Here is a 24,373-nt window from a genome sequence, read left to right as displayed (position 1 = left end):
ACCACTTCGCGCAGTGCCGGCGGGTACACGCCTTGGGCGACGGCGGTTTGCGCCAGGTGCTGCAACGCCACGCACGGCAGGAACAGGCGTTCGATCCGCGCTTCAACCAGATACGCCAACAACGCCTGGGCATCCTGGCGCCAGCGCGGCGTGATCAGGTGATAGGTGCCACCGCCACACAAGGTGCCGAAGATCTCCTGAAATGACACATCGAACGACAACATGGAAAACTGCAAGGTCACCGATTTCGCCGGCAACTGGCCTTCGGCGCGCTGCCATTGCAACAGGTTGCACAGGGTCCGATCCGGCACTTGCACACCCTTGGGCGTGCCAGTGGAGCCGGAGGTAAACAGCGTGTACAACGCGCGTTCACCGGCATGACGCGGACGTTCGAACGCTTGGGCTTGGTCGCTCAGGTCCACCCGATGCCGAGCAAAACGCGTGGCAGCGAGGTTTTCCAGCGCCGCCTCGGTCGCGGAGCTGAACAACAGGCAATGCGGATTCGCCTGCTCCAGCACCTGACGCTGTACGGCCAGTGGATAACCGGGATCGAGCGGCACGGCGGTCAGGTTGAGTTTGGCCAGGGCCAGCAAGGCAACGATGTGCTCGACCGAGGCTTCGAGAAACAACACCACATGCAGCGGCGTGTTGTCCTGAGTCGGCAGCGGATGACGCTCGATCAAGGTCGCCGCCAAGGTGTCGGCCAACCCATTCAGTTCGGCATAGCTCACGCGCTGCTGGCCGGCAACCAATGCGGTGGCGTCCGGAGTGCAAAGCACCTGATGCTCGAGCCAGTCGGCCAAGGTGTTGAACGGCGGCGTACCGTTGGCGCCTTCGCTGGCCACCGGCAGGTGACGGCGATAAGGACTGAGCAGATCGTCGAGGGTCGCTGCCGGGGATTCCAGCAACAGGTCGAGGCCACGGCAGAACAGGTCATTCACCGCGTGCATCTGCGCTTCATCGAAGTAGCTGCACTGATATTCCCACCAGCATTCAGCCCCCACGACAAGCAAGGTCAGCGGGCATTTGGCCTGTAACAGCTCGCTGAACTCCAGCGTCGCGTGCAAATTGGAGCCCGCCAGCGCGGCGTAATCGGTGTTTTCCAGCACGAACATAAAATCGAACAACGCCGTGCCCGACGACAACCGCAGGTCTTCCACCACATCCGCCAACGCGACGTCCTGCAACGCCAGCACCTCGCGCACGGTGGCGGTCTGGCGACGCAATTGCTCGTCCAGCGCCAGTGCATTGTCGACAGCGGTCGGGATCAGCACGGTGTTGGCAAACATGCCCAACGTCGCTTCGAATTCCGCCAACGGCCGGTTCGAAACCGGGCTGGCGATCCTTGGCCGTTCACACCCGGTCAGGGCGTACAGGCTCCAGGCGAAGACACTGAACAGCACTTCAAAACGAGTCAAACGTTGTTGGCTGCAAAAACGCTCAAGAGCGGCGCTACGCTGGTCACCCAATGGCTGGCGATAGAGCCTGGCGTCCGGGCTGACGGCACCCATCGGCAGCAGCGAGGGTGACGGAGCTTCCTGCTGGCGGTGCAATTGCGCCAGGGCCCGACGCTGGCCGCGATAATGCGCGTCGACGCTCCATTGACCCTGCCACAGGCCAAACTCCAGCGTGGTCAGCTGTGGCGCCGGTTCGGCACTGATGTGCCCGTGCACGGCGTTTTCATATAGCTGCGTCAGGTCGTCGAACAACAGGTTCATCGACCAGCCATCGACGATGATGTGGTGCAGATTCAGCAGCAACCGGCAACTGCCATCGGCGAACGGCAATACCCAGGCCTGGAACAGCGTCGGTGTGGCCAGATCGAACGGCGTACCAAATACCAGCGCGGCGAAGGCTTGCCAGGTGTCTTCATTGAAATGCCCCGGCTCGAAGCTGCGACAAACCGGACCTTGCTCGGCGAATACTTGGTCGAGGCCATCGGCGCCAGACACGAATGCCGTGCGCAATGCCGGATGACGCGCCGCCAGTTGCCCCACGGCCTGCGCCAGCGCCGATACATCGACACCGGCAGCTAGATGCAGAATCAGCGGCACGTTATAGGCCGTCGAAGCAGGTGTGCGTTGTTGCATCAACCACAAGCGGCGTTGCTCCGCGGTGGCCGGCAGTCGGCGTGCGCGGCTGATGGGCGGCGCGGGAGGATAGACCGGCGCGTTGAGCTGCTCGCCGCTTAGCTGTTCAGCCAGTGCCACGAACGGCTCGCTCAACAGCGTAGCGATGGCAATTTCGCGCTGCCAGTGCGAGCGAATCGCCGAACGCAGGCGCATAGCTTTGAGCGAATCGCCGCCACTGCCGAGCCAGTCGTCGTGCGCGCCCAATGTCGGTTGGCCAAGCAAAGTTCGAACTTGCTCCAGCAGCCAATTGAGGGCCGGCGAAGCATCGCCATCACTCGCCTCGACCGCAGGCCGCCACGGCGTCAACGGCTGTGCCAGCAAGGCGTCGCGGTCGATTTTTCCATTGGCCGTCAGGGGCAGGCGTTCCAGCAAAAACAAACGGTGCGGACGCATGTACGACGCCAGTCTCGCCCGCAAATGGGCGTCGAATTCTACGTAGTCCAAACCGTCGCGCGGCACGATAAACGCCAGCAACTGATGATCTTCGGCAGCCTGACGCCGGGTGCAGACATACGCCTGCGCCACTTGCGGGTGCTCCAGAATCTGCAGCTCCACCTCGCCCGGTTCGATGCGAAAACCGCGTACTTTTACCTGCCGATCAACCCGGCCGATGTACTCGACCAGCTCTTCGGCATTGACCCGCACCCGATCACCGGTTCGGTAATGCACCTGGGCGCCTCCGTCGAGTTCGGCCAGGCGTACAAAGCTGCGGGCAGTGTCCTCGGCTCTGTTGCGATAGCCACGGGCGACACCGCTGCCACTCAGGTACAACTCGCCGACTTCACCAACCGCCACCGGCCGTTGTTGCTCATCCAGCACTTGCACGCCAGTGTCCGGCAATGGCCGACCAATCGGTACCGCGAGGCCGTTGAAGTCCCGCGTAATCGGGAAACACACCGCAAACGTGGTGCATTCGGTGGGGCCGTAGACGTTGAAGATCTGGCAATCACTGTCAGGATTCGCCCGATACCAGGCGCGCACGGCAACCGCGCTGATTTGCTCGCCACCGATCAGCACCTGACGCAGGCTGGCGAAGCACGAAGGAAACTCCGCGCTCAAGGTGTTGAACAGAGAAACGGTCATGAACAGGTTATCGACCCGCTGCTCTTCCAACACCCGGGCCAGACGTTGCGCATCCAGCACGTCGTGATCGGCGATGATCACGCAGCAACCGCCATTGAGCAGCGGCGCCCACAGTTCGAAACAGCACGCATCGAAGGCCGGATTCGACAGGCAGGCAAAACGGTCCGCTGGACGAATCTCGATATAGCCCTCGGTTTGGGTCAGGCGCAGCAGGCCCCGTTCGCCGACCTCCACCGCTTTCGGTTTGCCGGTGGTGCCCGAGGTGTAGAACAGGAAACTCACGTCGGAGAAAGTCTCAGCCAACGGTTGCGGCGGATGGTCCGGGTGGTCCAGCAGCGCCTCGACGCTCGTCTGCCAAAGCGAGGGTGTCGGGGTCCATTCCTCATCCAGGGTAATCAGCCCCACGCACGCGGCATCGGCGAGCATCAAGTCCCGGCGCTTGGTCGGGCTGGCACGGTCCAGCGGCACCACCACGGCGCCGACTTTCAATGCGCCGAGTATCGCCGCGAGCCATTGCCAAGAACGCGGTAGGCACAGCGCAAGGGATTGCCCCGGTTGCACGCCACGCGCCTGTAAACCACGGGCAATGCGCTCGCTGGCGCTGGCCAGTTCGGCGTAGGTCAGCCGTACGTGCTGGTCGATCACCGCCAGGGCTTGGGGATCGCGGCGCACTTGCCCGGCAAATTGAGCGAGCACTGTGAGCATCTGTGGTTTCTGCGAATTCATCATTTCGCCTCCTGCGCGTCGAAGCTTTGCAGCTCCTGCTTGAGGGTCTGCGAGACCCGGTGCACTTCAGCGGTTTCGAGCATGTCCCAGTGACCGCCGTTCACCAGTTTCGCCAGATAGCCGTCGCCGGCACGCCGACGCCAGAAGCCGCGCAGCTCATGCAACTGCTGGCGACTGAAACCTTCCCGGGCCTGGATCAGCACCACGCGACCGGCGCGCGGCGCGCATTCGTAGCCGGCCATGGCCAGACGGTTGTGGTTGTAGAGGAGGAAATAACGCTCGACCTGCGCGTCTTCGATGCCGGGGTACATGCCGTTGAAGCGCACCAGTTTGTCGCGGAACTCGGCCATATCGACGGTGCCGATCTGTTGCCGGAAACCCGGATCATCCGAGCCTTGTGTATCGAGCAATACCACGGTCACTTGGCGATTTCCGGCTGCTGTCAGGCGCCGGGCCATCTCATAAGCGACCAGACCACCGAAGGACAGCCCAGTGAGCACCAGCGGTTGCGTCGCCAAGGGTTCGATCAGACGTAAATAGGCCTCGGCCATGGCTTCGACCGTCGGCTCGGTAGCCTCCCCCGGGTTCAATCCCGGAGATTGCACGCCGTAGACACCGACCTCTTCCGGCAGCACTTTGGCCAGGGACAAGTAACAAAACGCAGTGCCGCCCGCCGGGTGAATGCACACCACATTGCGCTGGCCTGCACCGCGACGGAATTCGATCAGGTTGCTCTGCACCGCCGCCGGACTGGCCCCGGCGCGCAACCAGCCGCCCAGGGCTTCGATGGTCGGGTAGCCGAGCACCACGCGCACCGGCACTTCGACGGCGAACGCCTGGCCGATCTGGTGGGCCATTTTGATCGCCGCAATGGACGTCCCGCCAACATTGAAAAAGTTGTCGCGAATGCCGATCTGGGTCGCCAGCAACAAACCTTTCCAGATTTGGTACAGGGTCAGTTCGATGTGGTCCCGTGGGCTGCTGAGGTTGACCTGACGATTGGCCAGGTCTTGATCGGCCAAGGTTGTCAGGGCCACGCGATCGACTTTGCCATTGGCGGTCAGCGGCAGTGTGTCGAGCCACAGATAGGCGCTCGGCAATACCGCACTCGGCAACGTGGCCGCCAAGTGCGCGTGCACCGTCGCCTCATCTGGGGTTTCCATCACCGCACAACAGGCCACCAGCCGTTGGTTCTGCGCCGTGTCGCCGACCATCAGCACCACGGCGGCGCGGATGTCGGCGAAGGCTTCCAGCCGCGCTTCAATCTCGCCCAGTTCCAGGCGTACGCCGCGCAACTTGACCTGGAAGTCGTTGCGACCGAGGAATTCCAGCTGGCCATCCGGGCGATAACGCGCCAGATCGCCGCTGCGATAGAGCCGGTCACCCGGCACGAACGGGTTATCGATAAAACGCTCAGCCGTAAGTTGCGCCAGTCCCAGATAACCACGCGCAACACCGACGCCACCGATGTGCAATTGCCCGGTCACGCCCACCGGCACCGGCGCATCGCGCTCGTCCAGCACGTAGAAACGGTTGTTGGCGATCGGCCGGCCAATCGGCACTTTCAGGGCCGGCACTTCGGCGCCGGGCTCCAGGGTCCAGACGCTGTTGATCACCGTGGTTTCAGTCGGTCCGTAAACATTGTGCAAACGGGCATGCGGCAGTCGTTCCTGAAAGCGCCGGGCCAGGGCCGGCGACAGCTCACCGCCGCCGCTGAAGACGTCGGTCAGCTCGGTGCACAGGCTGACCTCATCGACCTCAAGAAACAGTTGCAGCATCGCCGGCACAAACACCAGCGTCGTGACCCGCTGCTCGCGCACCACTTTCGCCATATAGCCCGGCTCCAGATGACCACCGGGACGCGCGACAACCAGACGCCCGCCCGTGGTCAGCGGCCAGAAGGTTTCCCAGGCCGAGGCGTCGAAACCGAAGGGAATCTTGTGCAGCATCACCCCGGTTTCGCCGCAGACCTGGGAGCACCACAACAGCAGATTGCTCAGGCCACGATGGGCAACCATCGCGCCCTTGGGCAGCCCGGTGGTGCCCGAGGTGTAAATCACATAGGCGAGGTGATCGGGCGTGACACCGACACTGCGCGGGTCGGGGTTGTCCGGCGACAGCCCGGCCCAAAGCGCGGCATCGGCCTTGAGGTCGATGATCGGCGCTTCCCAGGTTGCGCCCTGCTGCGCCTGGCGCAATACCGCGAGCGCCGACCCGTGGGTCAGCAGCACCGCCGGCGTGCTGTCGCCCAGCATGTGGCTCAGGCGCCCGACCGGGTAATTGGGGTCCAGCGGCACATAGGCACCGCCGGCCTTGAGCACCGCCAGCAACGCCACCGGTAATTCCAGTGAGCGCTCGACACACACCGCCACCCGCACGTCCGGGCCGACACCGAGGCTGCGCAAGTGCTGCGCCAGTCGATTGGCCTGGGAATTCAACTCCCGGTAGCTCAGGGTTTCCGCTTCGAACGCCACTGCACAGGCTTGCGGGTTGCGCGCGACTTGGGCTTCGAACAATCGATGCACGCAATCGGCCGATTGCGTCAGCGGTGCGGCACGGTTCCACTCCACCAGGATTTGTTCGCGCTCAGACTCGGGTAATAGCGATAACGCGCCGATTGGCTGCTTGGGGTCTTGGGCGATGTGCTCGAGCAACTGCCGGTAATGCCCGCTCAGGCGTTCAATGCTCGCCACGTCGAACAGGTCGGTGTTGTATTCCACCAACAGGTTCAGGCGCCCTTCCCGTTCGACCCACTCAAACGCCAGGTCGAACTTGGCCGTGGCGCTGCTGGTGCTGTAGGGCGACAGGCTCAAACCGGGCATTTCCAGGTTGCCACCGGGAGTGTTCTGCAACACCAGCATGACCTGGAACAACGGCGAATGAGCGGTATCGCGCCGCGGGTTGACGGCCTCGACCACCCGATCGAACGGCACGTCCTGTTGGGCGTGAACGTCGAGCATCTGCCCGCGCACGTCACGCAGCAGTTCGGCGAAGGTTTGCTGCGGATCCAGGTGTTGGCGGACCACCAACGTGTTGACGAAGTGCCCGATTAGCGGCTCGATTTCCGGGCTGCTGCGGTTGGCGAATGGCGTGCCGATACACAGATCCTGCTGACCGCTATGCCGCCACAGCAACACGGCCAGCGCACCCATCAACACATTGAACAAAGTGCCCTGGGTTTGCCGGGCCAGCCCATTGAGTTCGCGCAGCGTGTTGCCGTCGAGGGATGAGCTGAACGTGGCGCCGGCATAACGCTGCACCAGTGGCCGAGGCCGGTCGGTGGGGATGGTCGAAAGTGCCGGCGCGTCGGCCAGCGTGCGCCGCCAGTAATCGAGTTGCGCGGTTAACGCATCCCCCCCGAGACGTTGCTGCTGCCAACAGGCGTAGTCGGCGTATTGCACCGGCAACGGCGCGAGGCTCGACGGTTCGCCGCGCAGGTATTCGCCGTACAGGGTGGCGACTTCGTGCAGGATCACGCCCATCGACCAGCCATCGGCGATGATGTGGTGCACGCTGTATAGCCATAGATATTCGTCGTCGGCCAGGCGTAGCAACGAAGCTCGGAACAGTGGGCCGGCGGCCAGATCGAATGGCGCGCGGGCGTCGTGATCAACTGCCATTCGCACCTGCTGCTCGCGTTCGGCGGCTGGCAGGTCGCGTAGATCGGTCACATGCAGCGCGAGCGGCATCGCCGGATGGACCACTTGACGCGGTTCGCCATCTACACTGCAAAACGTCGTGCGCAGGATTTCGTGGCGCTGGATCAGTTCGTTCAGCGCCCGCTCCAGCAGCGGAACTTCCAGCGCCCCCTTGAGGGTCACCGCCGTGGGCACGTTGTAGAACGCGTTGCCCGGTTCCAGTTGATCGAGAAACCACAGTTGCCGTTGTGAAAACGACAGCGGCCAGTGCGCTTCGCCGCCGGCCCTTGAAGGAATCGCAGCGGCGTCATGGCCACCAAGCAGCGCAATCAGTTCAGGTTTGTGCAGCTTGAGCGCTTGCAACATCTCTTCTGTCAGAAACCCGCGAGGCGCCTTGCAGCGTAGCTTGTCGCCGTCCACTTCAAGGACCACGGCGTGACGCGCGAACAGCTCCAGCAATTGATAGGCGTTCATACCTCAAATTCCTCCATGTCGCTGTCGTCACTGGGCTGGTCGGGCGCAAAAGCCTCGACTGGGGCGCGGTGTTGCTCATCCGTGGTACGCAGGCCACCGACCATCGAGTAGATCAATTGATGGCTCGGCCCGAGGTCGAACAGCGTCGGCAACTGCGCCTCCTCGATCGAGCCCACGCCGCACAGGCCCAGGCCTTGTTCAACGGCGGTCATGCTCAGCAATTGCGCGATGGCGCCGGTTTCGATGTGGCAGAAGTCGCGACTGCGCTCGCCGTACAGCGGACGGATCGCGGCCATGTCGGCGATGAAAAACAGCGAGAACGCGGCGTTTTCGTATACCGGTCGATTGACGAAATAGTCATAGGTGTCCGGGTCGAGCACCCCACTGTCGAGGGCCAGCAACCGGTGCTCGCGCGGGTCGTAGTAATACGCGCCGCCGGGCACGCCGAGCACCCGGTCCGGCTTGACGTACAGGTACGCCTGGATCGGGTACAAACCGCCGGCCGACGGGAACTGGTATTTCACCTCGCCGTCGAGTTGACCCTGAGCAAGTGCCGCCAATAGTTCGGCAAAGGCGCGGGTTTCAATCGGTAGCGCGGCGTATTGACGCACCGAGCGGTAATCGCTGAAACGCTGGGCGAATGCCGGGGATTGCGGCAACGTCAGCGCCACACTCGGCGTCGCCTGGGCAAAGGTCCGACGCCCACGCTGATCAGCCTTGAACAGCACGCGCTGTTGCGGATCCTCGATGACTTCCTCGGGACTGTTCGGACGCTGTTGCGCATTACTCACCAGTTCCTGGCGCGCCAGGCTCTGGCGGTACATGCCTATCAGGTGCAGCAAGGTCGGTTGCGCCAACAGTTGCGCCACGTGCGGACGGAAACGCAGTTCGCTGGACAACGCATTACTGATGCGCACGATGTCGATCGACGTCGCGCCGAGGTTCAGCAGGTTGGCGTTGCCGGCGATGGCGTCGCACTTGAGCACGCCTTGCACAATCGCCACCAGCCGTTGTTCCTGCGCGCCATCGACTTCCAGCGCCGGGCCGGATTCTTGCTGTTGCGAGGGCTCCGGCAGACGTTTTTTGTCGACCTTGCCGTTGGACGACAACGGCCAAGCGTCCACGAAGGTGAACGACGACGGCACCATGTACGCCGGCAGTTTGTCCGCCAGGTACTGGGCGAAGTCACTGGCCTGCAACGCCGGATCGGCCTTGAGCACATAGCCGGCCAGGCGTTTTTCGCCGAGCGTGCTGCCGAGGATTTGCACTACGGCACCTTGTACGCCGGGGTGGCGATTGAGCGCGGCTTCGATCTCGCCCAACTCGATGCGATAACCCTGGACCTTGACCTGATTGTCTTCGCGGCCGAGGAATTCAATGTTGCCGTCCGGGAGCAAACGCCCGAGGTCGCCGGTGCGGTACAGGCGTTCGCCGGTCAGCGGGTGCGGGAAGAAACTGCCAGCGCTGAGTTTTTCATCGCGCCAGTAGCCCTGAGCCAGGCCGATGCCACCGATATACAACTGCCCCGCAACCCAGGTCGGGCGCACTTGCAGCGCTTCGTCCAGCACGTAAAAACGCTGGTGATCGAGGGCCTTGCCGTAAGGAATGCTGCGCCACGCCGGGTCGACGTGTTGCACCGGGTAGCAGATCGACCAGATCGAGGCTTCGGTGGCGCCGCCGAGGCTGAACAGTTGCGCCGACGGCTGCAACGCCCACAGTCGTTGCGGCAGGGTCAGGGGAATCCAGTCGCCGGAAAGCATCGCCACCCGCAGACTGGCCGGCAGCGTGCCGCCCTCGCCCTCGACGTATTCAAGCAGCATGCCAAGCAACGCCGGCACCGAGTTCCACAGGTTCACCTGATGACGCTCGATCAAGTCCCGCCAGTGCGCCGGATCGAGGGCCAGTTGCGGCTCAAGCACCACCACCGCCGCGCCGACGGCCAGGGTGCCGAAGAAGTCATACACCGAGAGGTCGAAACTCAGCGACGAAATCGCCAGCACCCGATCCGCCGGGCCGACGGCAAAGCGTCGGTTGATGTCGAGCAAAGTGTTGACCGCGCCGCGATGGTCGATGACCACGCCTTTCGGTTGGCCAGTGGAACCGGAGGTGTAGATCACGTAGGCCAGATCGGTCGGTGCAACGTTGACCGGTTGCAACGGCGCGTGTTCGACCATGACGTCATCGGTCACGGCGATGGCGCTGACCTGCACAGGCCACTCGATCACGCCGAGCAGCGCCGGTTGGGTCAGCACCAGGCTGACTTCGGCCCGCTCAAGAATGTGCCGCACCCGCTCCGCTGGCAGCGTCGGGTCAATCGGCAGGTAAGTGCCACCGGCGTACAGAATCGCCAGGGTCGCCACCACTTGTTCCCAGCCGCGCTCCATCATCACGGCGACCAGCCGATTGGGCACCACACCCTCGGCCTGAAGCCGCGCCCCCAGGGACCGTGCCTCCGTGCGCAATTGCCCGTAGGTGAGTTGCCGCTGCGCAGCGATCACCGCCACAGCGTCCGGCGTGATGAGCGCCTGACGCTCAAACAACTCGTGCATCAACGGCAACGCTTCTTGAGTGTCGAGGGGTGCCGGCAAACATGCCATCGGCAACAACTGTGGCGTGTTCGCTTCCCAGGCCGCCGGTTCCAGCAGACGATCCAGCAATGCGTTATAGGCGACGAACATTTCTTCGATCATGCCTTCCGGGAACAGCTCATCGATGCTGTCCCAGTTGAACAGCAAGCGTCCTTCCAGCTCCAGCAAGGTATGGTCGAGCCACACTTGCGGGGTCTGGGTGATGCTGTGCATATGCTTGGCGTTCAACGCGTCCGCGAGGTTGAACTCCGCCAGCTCAGGCGCCGCTTCCGACAACGTGCTGTTGAACACAATCGGCATCGCCGTCTGCTGCACGCCACGGGCCTGGGACAATTCCCGAAGTACCCGCACACCGCTGACCACCGAGTGATCGATGTCTTGCCACAACTGCGCCTGCACCGCCCGGGCCTTGTCGGTGAAACTCGCAGCCCCGGCAATGCTGACTTCCAGCAGCACCAAGGAAGTGAAGTCACCGATGATTTCATCGACGTCCGGGTGCAAAGGCAAGCGATTGAACAGCGGCAGGCTCAGGGTGAATCGCGGCTGTCGGCTCCACAGCGCCAGCACTTCGCTGAACGCGGTCAGGAGCATCACCGACGGCGTCACCGCGAATTGTTTGGCCACGGCTTTGAGCTGCGCCCACTGCGCCGCTGGCATGTCGCGGTCGCGGCGGGTGAAGTGCGGATTGCTGATGCTCTCCGGTTGGCGCACTAGCGGCAGGTCCGGCGCCGGCGCCAGGCTGGTGACCCGTTCGCGCCAGTAGCTCAACGCCTGCTCGTAACGAATGCCGCTGCGCAGTTGATGTTCGGCCAGCACGTAATCGCGGAAGGTCAGGCCTGGTTCGGGCAGGATCAGGTTCGGATCGACGTAAAACGCCATCAGCTCCCGGGCAAGAATCTGCGTACTCGCCGCATCGACAATCAGCGCATCCAGGCTGATGTGCAGATGGGTGATGTCGTCATCGAGCAACGACAGGCTGAATTCGAACAGCGGCCAGCAACTGGCGTCCAGCACTTGGTGGGACTGGCGCTCGCGGGTCGCTTGCAGGGTCTGTTGCGCGACCTCGGCAGGCACGCCGCGCAAATCGCTGCGGGGCATGCAGTAGGTCGGCACCTGCTCCAATACCTGTTGCGTGCCGTCGCTGAGAAACACCACGCGCAGCATGTCGTGGCGCTGGATCATGCGGTTCAGCGCCTGCTCGAAACGCGCGGCGTCGAAGTCAGGAATGCGCAGTTCTTCGTAGCCGTGGGCACTCACCCCGCCGAGGCTGACGGTGGCTTCGCGACCGAACCAGTAGGCTTGTTGAATATCGGTCAAGGGGAACGGCGCATGCCGGGCGCCGCGATCTGCCTCGATCTCCAGGAAGGCCGGGACGATTTGCGCGTCATCGCTGCGCCCAGCCTGCACTTGCGCCGCCAGATCCATCAGCACCGGAGTCTTGAACAGACTGCTCAAGGACAACTGCGCGCCCATGCGCTGGTTGATCGCGTAGATCATCCGGGTCGCCAGCAGCGAGTGGCCGCCGAGTTCGAAAAAGTTGTCGTGAATCCCGACCCGCTCGCACTTGAGCACCTCGGCCCAGATCTCGGTCATCTGCTGTTCGGTATGGTTGCGCGGCGCCACGTAAGTGGCCCCGGCGTTGCGTTCCGGCGCGGGCAATGCCTGACGGTCGAGCTTGCCGTTGCGGGTCAACGGCAACTGCGCCATTGACACCCAAGCGGAGGGAATCATGTGCTCCGGCAAGTGCCGTTGCAGTTCGGCGCGCAGTGTTTCGCTGGACGCCGGGCCGACCACGTAGGCCACCAGACGCTTGTCCCCCGCCACGTCTTCGCGCAACAACACCACGGCCTCCTGTACGCCCGGATGCTGTTGCAACAAGCTGTCGATCTCACCGAGTTCGATGCGGAAACCGCGCAGCTTGACCTGTTGGTCGATACGCCCCAGGTACTGCACGTTGCCGTCGGCCTGGAACTTCGCCAGGTCTCCGCTGCGGTACATGCGCGCGCCGGGTTTGGCGCTGAACGGGTCCGGCACGAAGCGTTCGGCAGTCAGGTCCGGACGATTCAGATACCCCCGGGCCAGGCACGCGCCGGCGATGTACAACTCACCTGCCACGCCGACCCGCACCGGGTTCATATCGACGTCGAGCACATACAGCCGCGCGTTGGCGATCGGTCGGCCGATCGGTGGCGCGTCCGGCCAGTGTTCGGCGTCGCTGCACGAGAGGCTGAACTGGCTGACCACATGGGTTTCGGTCGGGCCGTACTGGTTATGCAACTGCACGCCGCCGAGGCCTCGCACAAAGTCGCGCAGTTCATCGTTGATTTGCAGAGCTTCACCCGCCGTGACGATTTCACAGCCACCGGCCGGCATCGGCGCGTCGGCCTCGGTCAGTCCGGCGAGTTGCTGCAGCACGGCAAACGGCAGGAATGCGCGCTGCACGCCTTCGGCCACCAGGGTCGGACGCAGCGCGGCGAGGTCCTTGCGGCTGTCTTCGGTCATCAGCAACAAGCTGCCGCCCGAACACAAGGTGCTGCAGATTTCCTGGAACGACACGTCGAAATTCAGCGAAGCGAATTGCAAGACCCGGCCCGGTGCCTGCGCTTGATCAAGCTGCCAGGCGATCAGGTTATCCAGGGCGCGGCGGTTGTGCGCCACGCCTTTCGGGCGCCCGGTGGAGCCTGAGGTGTAGAGCACGTAGCCCAGATTATCGGGGCTGACGGCCACTCGCGGATCGGTGTCCGGACAGTGCGCCCAACGCTGCGCGTCGGTATCCAGACAGCAGGTGTTTGTGTCCGTGGGCAGAGCGTCGCGCAATGCGGATTGAGTCAGCAGCAAAGTCGGTGCCGCGTCGCTGAACATAAAGGCCAGACGCTCGCTCGGGTACGCCGGGTCGAACGGCACATACGCCGCGCCGGCCTTGAGGATTGCCAGCAGACCGATGACCATTTCCGGCGAACGTTCCAGGCACAGACCGACCCGGTGCTCGGGACGCACGCCTTGTTCGATCAGGTAGTGCGCAAGGCGATTGACGGCCTGATTCAGTGCGCCATAACTCAGTTGCCGGTCATTCGCGAGCAACGCCACCGCCTCTGGTTTTTGCCGGGCAACGGCTTCAAACCGCGAGACGCAATCGGGCATGGCCGAGGTGTCGCGCTCGGTGCGGTTCCAGTCGTGGACGATCTGTTGATGCTGTTCTTCGCTGAGCAAATCAACCGTGCTCAACGGCTGCTCGGGGTTCTCGACCATCTGGGTCAACACCCGGCGCAGATACTCGCCGAATTGCGCCACCGTGGCCGGTTCGAACAGGCCCGAGGCGTATTCCAGACCGCCGACAATCTGCCCGTCACGCTCGTGCAGCGCCAGTTGCAGATCAAACTTGGCCACGTGATGGCTGCTCTCGATCGGGCTGACCTCAAGCCCCGACAACACCAGATCCGAATCCTGATCCTGCTCCCAGGCAAACAACACCTGGAACAGCGGACTGTGGGCCAGGCTGCGAGGCGGGTTGAGCAATTCGACGACTTGCTCGAACGGCAGGTCCTGATGTTCCTGGGCCCCCAGCGCCACACGGCGCGCCTGTTGCAACCACTGCGCCACTGACGGCGAACCCGAGCGGGTCATGCGCAGTGCCAGGGTGTTGACGAAGAAACCGATCAGCCCTTCCAGTTCCTGCTGCGTGCGGTTGGCCGACGGCACGCCGATCACCACATCGGCTTGCCCGGACAGGCGCGACAGCACCAGCGACCACGCCGCGAGCAAAGTCATGAACAGCGTGGTGCCCTGTTGCATGCACAAAGCTTTCAACTGCGCGGTCAATGCCGGGTCGAACACCAGCGGCACGAAACCGCCGAGGTAATCCTGCACCGGCGGCCGTTTGTGATCGGCCGGCAGCTCCAGCAATACCGGCGCGCCGCTGAGGGTGTCGCGCCAGTAGCGGCTCTGCTCGGCCAGCACCTCGCCGGTCAGCCACTGGCGTTGCCATACGGCGTAATCCACATACTGCACGGGCAGTGGCGGCAACGGATCGTCGCGATCCTGAATGGCCGCTTCGTACAACAGGCCGAGTTCACGGGTGAGCACGCCCATCGACCAGCCATCGGAGATGATGTGGTGCTGGGTCAGCAGCAACACATGCTCGTCCTCCGACAACCGCACCAGACTGACGCGCATCAGCGGTCCACGGCTCAGGTCGAAGGGTTTCGCGCCTTCTTCGTCGATCAATTGCGTAAGACGCGCTTCGGGTTGGCCTTGCAGGTCAACCACCGACAGCTTGATGAACTGCCAGAGCGCCGCGACCAGTTGCCGCCCTTCCCCTTCAACCGCGATGAACGTGGTGCGCAGCGCTTCATGCCGCGCCACCAGTTGATTGAAGGCGCGTTCCAGGGCTGCGATTTGCAACGGACCGCGCAAGCGCAGGTTCAACGGCATGTGATACGCCGCGTTGCCACCCTCCATTTGTGCGAGAAACCACAGGCGCTGCTGGGCAGACGACAACGTTTGCGCGCCCGACCGTTCAACAGTCGCTATCGCCACGCGAGCCTTGTCCTGATTGAGTTTCAGGCGTTCGGCGAACTGTTCCAGCACCGGTGCGGCAAACAGCGCCGAAGGGGCCACTTCCAGACCGAGTTGCTGGCGAACCTGAGCCAATACGCGCATCACCAGCAACGAGTGGCCGCCGAGCGCGAAGAACTGATCCTGACGCCCGACCCGCTCGACGCCGAGCACTTCGGCCCAGATGTTGGCGAGCCCGATTTCCAGCGGACCTTGGGGTGGCTGGTAGTCGCGCTGATCGAAGGCCTCGGCTTCCGGCATCGGCAATGCAGTGCGATCCAGTTTGCCGTTGGCGGTCAGCGGCAGCGAATCTAGACGCACGTATGCCGTGGGCACCATGTAATCCGGCAGGCTGACTTGAAGTTGCTCACGCAGCGAGCGCGGGTTGAGTGCCGCGCCTTGGCTTTCGCAGTAATAAGCGACCAGTCGCGATTCGCCGAGCGTGTCCTGGCGCAACAGCACCAGGCTTTCGCGGACCCCGGTGATGTCCGCCAGACGCGCCTCGATTTCGCCCAGTTCCAGACGCAAGCCACGCAGCTTGGCCTGGAAGTCGTTGCGGCCGAGGAATTCCAGATTGCCGTCCGCCCGATAGCGCGCCAGATCGCCGCTGCGATACAGACGCTCGCCCGCCACGAATGGGCTGTCGATAAAACGTTCAGCGCTCAGTTGTGGCAGGTTCAGGTAACCCCGGGCAACGCCGACACCACCGATGTGCAACTCGCCTGCGACACCCACGGGAACCGGCGCGCCCAAAGCGTCGAGCAGGCAAATCCGCGTGTTGGCCAGCGCTCGCCCAATCGGCAACACGCCGTCGGCCACGCTGTCGGCATTGAATTCAAAACAGGTGCTGTCGATGCTCGCTTCGGTGACGCCATAGGCCTGGACGATTTGCACGCGATCGCCACACAGCCGGCGCAATTGCCGGGCGCTGTGGGCGGTCCAGATGTCCGAGCCGCAGACCACGGTGCGCATGAACGACAGGTCGTGGCCGCTTTCTTCGACCCAGGCCAGCAACGGGTTGAGCACCGCCGGCACGAAGTCGGCGAAACCGATGTCGGTTTCGCTCAGCAGGCGATACAGCGCTGGCGGGTCCATCAAGGTTTCACGCGGGCACAGCACCAAGGTGCCGCCAAAACCCAGCGCACGGATCAGGTCGGCGCTGAACACGTCGAAGGAAAAACCGGCCATTTGCAGGTGATTGAGGGGTTCGCCCAAAGCGTAGAGTTTTTCCCACGCGGCGCTGACGGCGATCAGCCCACGGTGCTCGACCATCACGCCTTTCGGGGTGCCGGTGGAGCCCGAGGTGTAGATTACGAAGGCCAGATGCCGAGGCGTTAGCCCGATGGAGTGAGGATCGGGATTGTCCGGTGATTGCGACGCCCATGGACGGGTGTCGGTGATGTCCAGCACGGTCGAATGCTGAAGGGCGGGCTTGTCTTGCCCTTGGCTGAGCACCACGACGGGCGCACTGTCGGCGAGCATGTGCGCCAGCCGCGCTGGCGGATACGCAGGGTCCAGCGGCACATAAGCGCCGCCAGCCTTGAGCACCGCCAGTACGCCGACCAGCATGTCCAGCGAGCGCTCCAGGCACAAACCGACACGCACGTCCGGGCCGACACCGAGGCTGCGCAAGTGGTGGGCCAGGCGGTTGGCGCGGGTGTTCAGTTCGGCGTAGCTCAGCGCCTCATCGTTCAATCGTGCGGCGATGGCGTCGGGGTTGCGCTGGACTTGGGCTTCGAACAAACCGTGTACGTATTGGTTGGCGTCGAACGGCTGCACTGCGTTGTTCCAGTCGTGCAGAAGTTGTTGGCGTTCGGCGGCGTCGAGCATTTCCAGCGCCATCACCGAACAAGCTGGTTGCGCGATCATTTGCTGCAGAACCGTGTTCAGGTATCCGGCAAAACGCTCGATGGTCGCGGCGTCGAACAACGCCGAGGCGTAATGCAGGTGGCCGCTGATGCGCCCTTCCGATTCGGCCAGCACCAGCGTCAGGTCGAATCCTGCAGGCAGCGGCTGCGAATGCTCCCAGGCGAATAACACCTGGATCAGCGGATGGTAAGCGGGACTTTGTTCGGGGTTGAGTTGCGCGAGCAATTGCTCGAACGGCAGGTCCTGATGTTCCTCGGCGCCGAGCAGCACCTCGCGGGTCTGATCGAGCAGTTGGCCCGTGGTGGGCGCCTCTGCTAGAGACAGACGCAGTGGCAGCGTGTTGCCGAGATCTCCAGTGCGCACACCGATCATCACTTCGTGCTGTCCAGACAACCGCGCCAGCACCACGGCCCAACCCGCGAGCAACGTCATGAACAGGCAGTTGCCGTGACGCGCGCTCAGCGCCTTGAGCCCTTGGGTCAGCGGCGCATCCAGTTTCAGCGGATGCGAAGCGGTTTGATCGCCCTGCACCGCCGGCCGTGGCCGGTCGGTGGGCAACTCCAGCAACGCCGGGGCATCGGCCAAGCGGTCGCGCCAGTAGGGGAGCAGTCCGGTCAGTGTCGAAGGGCTGGATGGATTTTCGGGTAAAGCGTTGGGCTGCGCAGAGGTCGTCCCACGCAAGGAAGATTTGTCGAACATCAGGCTACCGTCCATGACTACATTATTTTTGTGTGTTGGCTGGGACGTTCATCTCCCGCCAGTCAGGCCGACACTGCGTGCCGGGTCGGTCATTTGAAATCAGGGGGATAGTGCGGCTCGTACTCGCGGATCCACGTCGTTGATAGACGCAGAGGCGTGCAGAAGGTTGCAGGGGAATTCGCTGGCGAACATTGCAGCAAGGCATGAATCGCAAACAGCTGGGGAACGGCCGGCGAGAGTGGCGACTTCGGTCGTCCTACCCATTACACCGACGAATGCATACCGCTTGACCAATTGAAACCTCACCATTCGTTTGAGGGTCAACGACGGGGACCGGCCTGCGCTGGGGTGACAGCGTTAGGGTGGACCCGATCGGCTGCGATTGCCGGGCTTTTGACCCGATGACAATCCTTTGACGCCCGGCTATTGGCCCTGACGAAGTTGAATGATAAGCATGATTGTCGGCAACGAAGCAAACAAAAAGTTACAAATATGAAAATCTTCTGCACATCCCCCCTTCTCATTGAAAAGATAAGAGAGACTAAGTTAACTAATTATCAGGCAACCTAAAAAAGGCACTATAAAATCTATACCCTTACATTCATTATTGAAATGATATCATTTAGATGGATGAACGAGCGAGCGAGCGAGCCATTGAAGACCGAAAGCTATCGCAATGCCTGACGATGTAAACCGCTGCTCGCAACCAATCGACGAGAAATTGTTTATGAATACAGGCTACACGATTACCAATATTAATCTAAGAGGCCTTTATATGATACCGGCTTACCCATAACCTCACAATATCTAAAAATGATAGATCACCCTCTCTATTTTGAAACGATCTTTAAGAGCTTTTCATCCCTTAAGTCCTCCGATATATTTGATTAACTGCCATCGTAGTTGCAAATTGTAGACGCCCCCCAGTGGGCACCTACCGGACTCAGCACTGTCAAACCAATAAAAATGCGCGTTGTCTAAGCTTGGATAGGTATATACGAATGAATCTCAATTCGGTGAGAATGTTTGTACAATCGGCAGAATGCGGGAGCCTTTCGGCCGCAGCGCAATCCAATAATATTCCGTTAGCGACACTCAGTCGGCACATTCGAGAACTCGAGCGAGAATTGGATACCCAGTTGCTGGAGCGTTCATCGCACGGCATCCAGTTAACTGAGGCGGGTAGCCGTTTATACGAACATGCAACGAGGGGTCTAGATTGCATGATCGAAGCTGAGCAGGCGGTTGTATCCAATAGACCTGTTTTGCGGGGTAAATTGCGACTGTCGATGCCTCCAGTATTTAAGCCTTGGTGGGAGCTACTTAGCGCTTTCCAGAAACTGTATCCGGGTGTAAAGGTAAGTGTACTCACTACCGAGCGACGAGTTAATTTAATTGAGGACGGAATTGACGTAGCGGTACGAGTCGGAGCAATCATTCACGACACGATGGTGGCTCGACACCAAGTGACATATAGACACCATCTCGTTGCCAGTCCAGAATTGCTTGAAAAACTTGGCATACCTGAATGCCCCGCTGACCTCAGTCGCTTTCCTTGTGGAGTATGGGGACATGGCAGTGGAACCAACAGTACCTGGCACCTTGGGAATCAAAAGTTTATAACCGACCCCTTACTTTCTACGAATGATTATTTACATCTTAGAAGTCGGGCGTTACGGGGAGAACTTATTACCGAGCTGCCTCCGTTCTTAGCGTCGAAGGCTCTAACGAGTGAAGAATTGGTGGTGATCCTTCCCAACTTCCCTTTACCAGAGCAGGAAGTGAATCTGTTGTATCCCTCCAGTCGCCATCCGTCGCCCATTGTTCGAGCATATTTGGAATTTTGCTCACGGTACACTTGTAACTTCTTCACCGAAGCCGAGGTAGAAACTTCAAAATCCAAAGATGATCATGGTCCCAAAAATACAGGAGCCTGAATTTCGGATTAAGCAGCAGGTGGGATATTAAATAATTTAAATAACCTGGCGAGAAGACCGATACATAACGACAGGTGCAGCTAATTTTATTTTTACAACAAGGCCCCACTGATTATTTTAGCCTAGAAATCAACGGTCAACTGGCACTCGAGCATTTGCCGTCTCGAAATCTGGGCGGTTAATCAAGAGTCTTATTTATCGCTCCCAACATTGAGAGTCGACCTTCCATTATTTGAAAGGCTCAAGGTATTGACGAAAAAATCGTTTTGCTGTAACTGTTATTGGGCTGGCCAGCATTACTAAAAGTTGATTTTCATTTATTCAGACAAAATAGCAGCTGACGCCCTTTCAGTAATTAAAATCCTCAAAAAATGTATACTCTTAACTAGATACTCAAACAGCAATACTTTCCAAACTGAGCTTTCTAGGATCCATGCAAAAATATCCAATCTGATTTATTTAAACTTTGATGATTTTCGCTACAACCAGAAACTTCTCTCAGCGATCTACCGCGTTACTAATAACAAACAAAGGGTGGGTTATGAAAAAGACAATTCGTATTAAACATCTTGCGTTTTCGATGACAGTTTTGGCGGCATTGTCGTCTAACGTATGGGCAGAGGATAACGGAATCACACTTGACCACGCGCCGTATGAAAATCGCTCGAAGCTCCCTGACTTTACGGCTGCAGCCTGTCCAGACACTCCACGAAACCTTGAGCAAATTAAGGGAAATCTCTACCGTCACACAACAGGCGCTGGATTAGCCGTTCACAGTGGCCTGGTCCTGATCACTAAAAACGGCGCACTGGTGATAGATCCAGCAATGACTTGCACCGCGAGTTGGCTTCGTGACGAAATTATGAAGCGTTTCAGCGCAAAGGTTAAGTACGTGGTCTACACTCATGGTCACGCCGACCACATCAGTGGTGCGCAGATTTTCCAGGAGGATGGTGCGATTGTTGTAGCTAATCAGCGCGCCGTAGAACCGATTGTCGGTGAGAAGTTACCCACGGCTGTGCCCGATCGAGTATTTGATGAAGATATGAAGATTACACTGGGGACAGAAACAGTGCTATTGCACCGAGTTGCCTCCAGTCATTCCGACAGCATGATTATGGTGTTATTTCCAGAATATAAGGCATTGCAGTGCACGGATGTATGTGAAAACAAATCGATGCCCTACAACGACTTTTTAGACTTCTATTATGATGGCTGGATCGAAACGCTGGATTGGGTTGCTCAACAAGATGTGGACATTATCGACGTTGGACATTACACCCCGTCGACTAAAGCAGATCAGGCTGCCCTTCGCGCGTATCTCATCGACTTGCACCAGCAAGTATTGAGCCTGGTTAGGGCTGGGCAGTCATGGGATGAACTCTATCGTAACGTCAAGTTCAGCGACGAAGTGAAGCACTGGATTGCTTTCGATGTGATGAACAAACTGAATATCTTAGGGATGTATCGCTGGGTTAGCAATCATCGGCGAGGTGAATGGTAATTGGCAGTTACAACATCTGCCACCTGAACACACGACTATTGGATGCTTTCCAATATGCTTTGATTGGGCTGTAGTAGATTGATTGAGTAGCTCAGCATCTATGGACCAAGGACGGTCAAGCGACAAAGCGATTAGCGAACTTAACGTTCAATTGAAAACGGCGACAGATATTATAATCATTTAAAAAATTTTTAAACTATCAAATACACTTGTCACTAATTTCGGAGCACATGATAGTACACCTCACTGCAACGCGCCTCACTAAAGAATGCTTTTTGTATTTCATTAATAGGCTTAACAAACATCTAAAACCCAAACAATCTGGAAGATCAGATCGAGAACGTTCGCCGAGGTTTATTCCTCGGCGACCGACTACCCGAGTCGAACCTCTTAAATACTCTTCCGTTTTCATATGATGAATTTATTGAAAGAAGTGGCTTTAACTAGATGGTTTTATCTTGCTCGTATTACGGTGCCTTCGCTGACCATCCTCAGTGAAAAGCTCGTGTTGGGCGGATGACAATTTCATTTACGTCTACGTCATCCGGTTGCTCAATCGCAAACCGTACTGCGCGGCCAATGGCGTCCGGTTGTAAAGCGATTGCTCGATAACTTGCCATTGCTTGGATAGTGGCCGAATCGGTAATGGTCGATGCCAATTCACTTTCCACTACCCCAGGGTGTACGCAGGTAACGCGAATATCCGATCGCTCCTGACGCAAACCATCGGAAATGGCCCGCACCGCATATTTGGTAGCGCAGTAAATAGCCGCTGTCGGTGATACGGTCAACGCTCCAACCGACGCAATATTTATCACATGTCCCGTACCTCGCAAAATGAATTCGGGTAACACAGCCGCGATTCCATGCAGGACGCCTTTGATATTAACGTCGATCATCCTGTTCCAATCATCGGTCTTCATCGCGGCGAGTGGAGACAACGGCATGATACCGGCATTGTTGATAATTACGTCTACCCTGCCCCAGCGCTCGCGAGCATATTGCGTGAATGCTTCCACGTCAGCTTTGTCAGTAACATCTAGCTTTCGGAACTCTGCCTGTCCGCCGGAATTATTGATTTCGTTTATAAGAACTTCAAGTCGATCGACGCGACGAGCGCCAAGTAGGAGGGTTGCGCCAGCTGCGGCGAGTTCGCGAGCAATACCCTCGCCAATGCCGCTGGAAGCGCCGGTGATCAGAACGATTTTATTAATGCTCATATTTCAGTTCTCGGTACAGGAAGTTGACGCACACGATAGCTGTACCGCATTTTCGAGAGAACACCCCTTTAGGTAACCAAATAGGTTAGCAGGACTTTACAATGAACTTTGATCTGAACCTTTTGAAGGTCTTCGCAGCGGTCGCGCAGGTGCAGAGCTTCCGTGGGGCCGCCGAAAAATTAGACGTTACTCGCTCCGCTATCAGCCAGAGCATTCGGAGGTTGGAGGACGCGTTGGGCATTGCACTCGTATATCGCACCACGCGAAGCGTCCGCCTGACTGAAGCCGGCGAAACACTGCACCGCCAAACTGCAGGTCTGATTGCTGCGTTATTGGGCGCCCTTGACGAAGCAACGATGAAAGGACCGCCGAGAGGTCGGTTGAAATTGGCCGTGACATCTATTGCTGAACGCTTTTTAGATGGGCGCTTAATCGCGGAGTTTGCCCATGCTTTTCCCCTGATCACGCTCGATATCACGGTGACCGATGAAGAATTTGATATTGTTGAGCGTGGTTTTGATGCTGGCGTTCGGCTAGGTGAAGTGATTGAGCAGGATATGATCGCGATTTCATTAACGGGTGATCAGCGAGAGGTCGCTGTCGCGACACCCGCCTATTTCGCTAGCTATGGCACACCACTTCACCCTAGCGATCTTACCAATCACCGTTGTATTGGCTGGCGTCCGAGCCCTGGCAGCGCACCTCATCGCTGGGAGTTTACAGACAACGGGCAAACGTTCGCGGTGGCGGTCGCGCCGCAAATCACAACCAATGACATGACGCTTATGGTGCGTACCGCTTTGGCCGGAGGCGGGATTACTTTTGGCATTGAAGATACGTTTCGTACCTACCTGGATCGCGGTGAACTGGTGACTGTGTTGGATAACTACCTGTCCCCCTTCCCCGGTTTTTTTCTTTACTACCCGAGTCGTCACAATCTTGCGCCCAAGTTACGCGCGCTCATTGAGCATATACGGAAGTCTCGCGACCAACCCGCTGGAATACAAACACCAGTGGATGCGAAATTGGTGGAATAGAAATCATACGCGCTGTAATTTAAGCGAGTTACGTATTAACCTAAGCGGCGAGGCTTCCGCTATCTTCATGCGCGTGATCAAAATTGCGATAAGCTCGGTACCTAACGCTGTGAGCCTAGAATCATGCGCGGCTTGTCAGAGTCCTAAATTAAACCCAATCCCTCCTGACGCAGATAAATTCGTACAACCTTTACAGTCTGTTCAGTTCAAGAGGACATCATTACCTTAAGCGATAAAAAGTGAGGGCCGCCTGTCGAGCGATTACGGCGTCTCACGTCAGACACAGGCTTGCAGTGGCAAAAGTATAAAAGTTTCCTTCGTGTGGAATCTGCTTCAGACGCTGACCAAACTCTCGAAGATGCTCAAATGACGATTGCCAAACAAGACTTCACTACCCAACTTCTCATTAATTTCGGCATTAGCATTGGTAGTGAGCACATCCACATCTGATTATTATAATAAGAGCCCTGCTTGTTAAATTGATGCGCAATATGACAAGAAGGGCTAAAACGCAAACGTTATAAAGCAATTATTTACATAACTGCGCAACGGAGGACGATACTTTACTCTCATTGCTAGTAAACGTGAGTTACATATAAAACTGCTCGGCGTAGTGGCAAGCCACCTGGCGGCTGTCGAGCAGGCGCAAGGCTGGCTCTTCGGTTTTGCAGCGCTCGGTCGCGTACGGGCAGCGCTTGTGGAAAGCGCAACCCGACGGCGGGTTCAACGGGTTGGGCAACTCGCCGACAATTTTGATCTTCGGCTTGTTCGGGTCCGGGTGGATGGTCGGGGTCGCCGACAGCAACGCCTGGGTGTACGGGTGCAGCGGACGCTCGTAGATGTCGTTTTTCGGACCCATTTCCACTGGGCGGCCGAGGTACATAACCATCACGTCATCGGCGACGTGTTGCA

8 protein-coding genes are annotated in these 24,373 nt (G+C 59.2%); 3 read left to right on the top strand and 5 right to left on the bottom strand.

Annotated features, from left to right (window positions below):
- The 3 genes from K0F88_RS32685 to K0F88_RS29625 all read right to left on the bottom strand — a co-directional run.
- Nucleotides 1–3,941, bottom strand: a 3,941-nt coding sequence (locus K0F88_RS32685) for an amino acid adenylation domain-containing protein (protein ID WP_257605400.1), incomplete at its 3' end; no start/stop codon positions are given.
- Nucleotides 3,941–8,053, bottom strand: coding sequence for a non-ribosomal peptide synthetase (locus tag K0F88_RS29630; RefSeq protein ID WP_219097529.1), 4,113 nt, complete (start codon nt 8,051–8,053; stop codon nt 3,941–3,943). The genes K0F88_RS32685 and K0F88_RS29630, both read right to left, overlap by 1 nt.
- Nucleotides 8,050–17,763 (bottom strand): non-ribosomal peptide synthetase, encoded by a 9,714-nt coding sequence (locus K0F88_RS29625; RefSeq protein ID WP_219097528.1) that lies wholly within the window; start codon nt 17,761–17,763, stop codon nt 8,050–8,052. Before K0F88_RS29625 ends, K0F88_RS29630 begins: the two co-directional genes overlap by 4 nt.
- A 1,001-nt stretch (nt 17,764–18,764) precedes the next feature.
- Between K0F88_RS29625 and K0F88_RS29620 the strand changes: the two genes are divergently transcribed.
- On the top strand, nt 18,765–19,700 hold the full coding sequence (locus K0F88_RS29620) for a LysR family transcriptional regulator (protein WP_219097527.1): 936 nt from the start codon (nt 18,765–18,767) through the stop codon (nt 19,698–19,700).
- Nucleotides 19,701–20,241: 541 nt separating this feature from the next.
- The gene (locus K0F88_RS29615) at nt 20,242–21,204 is read left to right on the top strand and encodes an MBL fold metallo-hydrolase (protein WP_219097526.1); all 963 of its coding nucleotides are present in this window, start codon (nt 20,242–20,244) and stop codon (nt 21,202–21,204) included.
- A 491-nt stretch (nt 21,205–21,695) separates the two neighbouring features.
- On the opposite strand, the gene K0F88_RS29610 is transcribed toward K0F88_RS29615, so the two are convergent.
- A complete protein-coding gene (locus K0F88_RS29610) occupies nt 21,696–22,424 on the bottom strand; it encodes an SDR family oxidoreductase (protein ID WP_219097525.1) in 729 nt (242 codons plus the stop codon).
- A gap of 101 nt (nt 22,425–22,525) precedes the next feature.
- Here K0F88_RS29610 and K0F88_RS29605 point away from each other — a divergent pair, with 101 nt between their 5' ends.
- On the top strand, nt 22,526–23,461 hold the full coding sequence (locus K0F88_RS29605; protein WP_219097524.1) for a LysR family transcriptional regulator: 936 nt from the start codon (nt 22,526–22,528) through the stop codon (nt 23,459–23,461).
- Between the two features lie 589 nt (nt 23,462–24,050).
- On the opposite strand, the gene K0F88_RS32680 is transcribed toward K0F88_RS29605, so the two are convergent.
- Nucleotides 24,051–24,373: oligopeptide/dipeptide ABC transporter ATP-binding protein (locus tag K0F88_RS32680; RefSeq protein WP_374039760.1), on the bottom strand; the 323-nt coding region annotated here is incomplete at its 5' end.

This window comes from Pseudomonas sp. UMAB-40, from assembly GCF_900095275.1.
GTDB lineage: Bacteria > Pseudomonadota > Gammaproteobacteria > Pseudomonadales > Pseudomonadaceae > Aquipseudomonas > Aquipseudomonas mandelii_B.
The sequence above is the reverse complement of the archived record's forward strand: the minus strand, read 5'-3'. Positions and strand labels throughout refer to the sequence as shown.

Coding starts and splice junctions, on each gene's coding strand:
- K0F88_RS29620 (WP_219097527.1), top strand. CDS start 18,765: ATGAATCTCAATTCGGTGAGAATGTTTGTACAATCGGCAGAATGCGGG.
- K0F88_RS29630 (WP_219097529.1), bottom strand. CDS start 8,053: ATGAACGCCTATCAATTGCTGGAGCTGTTCGCGCGTCACGCCGTGGTC.
- K0F88_RS29625 (WP_219097528.1), bottom strand. CDS start 17,763: ATGTTCGACAAATCTTCCTTGCGTGGGACGACCTCTGCGCAGCCCAAC.
- K0F88_RS29610 (WP_219097525.1), bottom strand. CDS start 22,424: ATGAGCATTAATAAAATCGTTCTGATCACCGGCGCTTCCAGCGGCATT.
- K0F88_RS29615 (WP_219097526.1), top strand. CDS start 20,242: ATGAAAAAGACAATTCGTATTAAACATCTTGCGTTTTCGATGACAGTT.
- K0F88_RS29605 (WP_219097524.1), top strand. CDS start 22,526: ATGAACTTTGATCTGAACCTTTTGAAGGTCTTCGCAGCGGTCGCGCAG.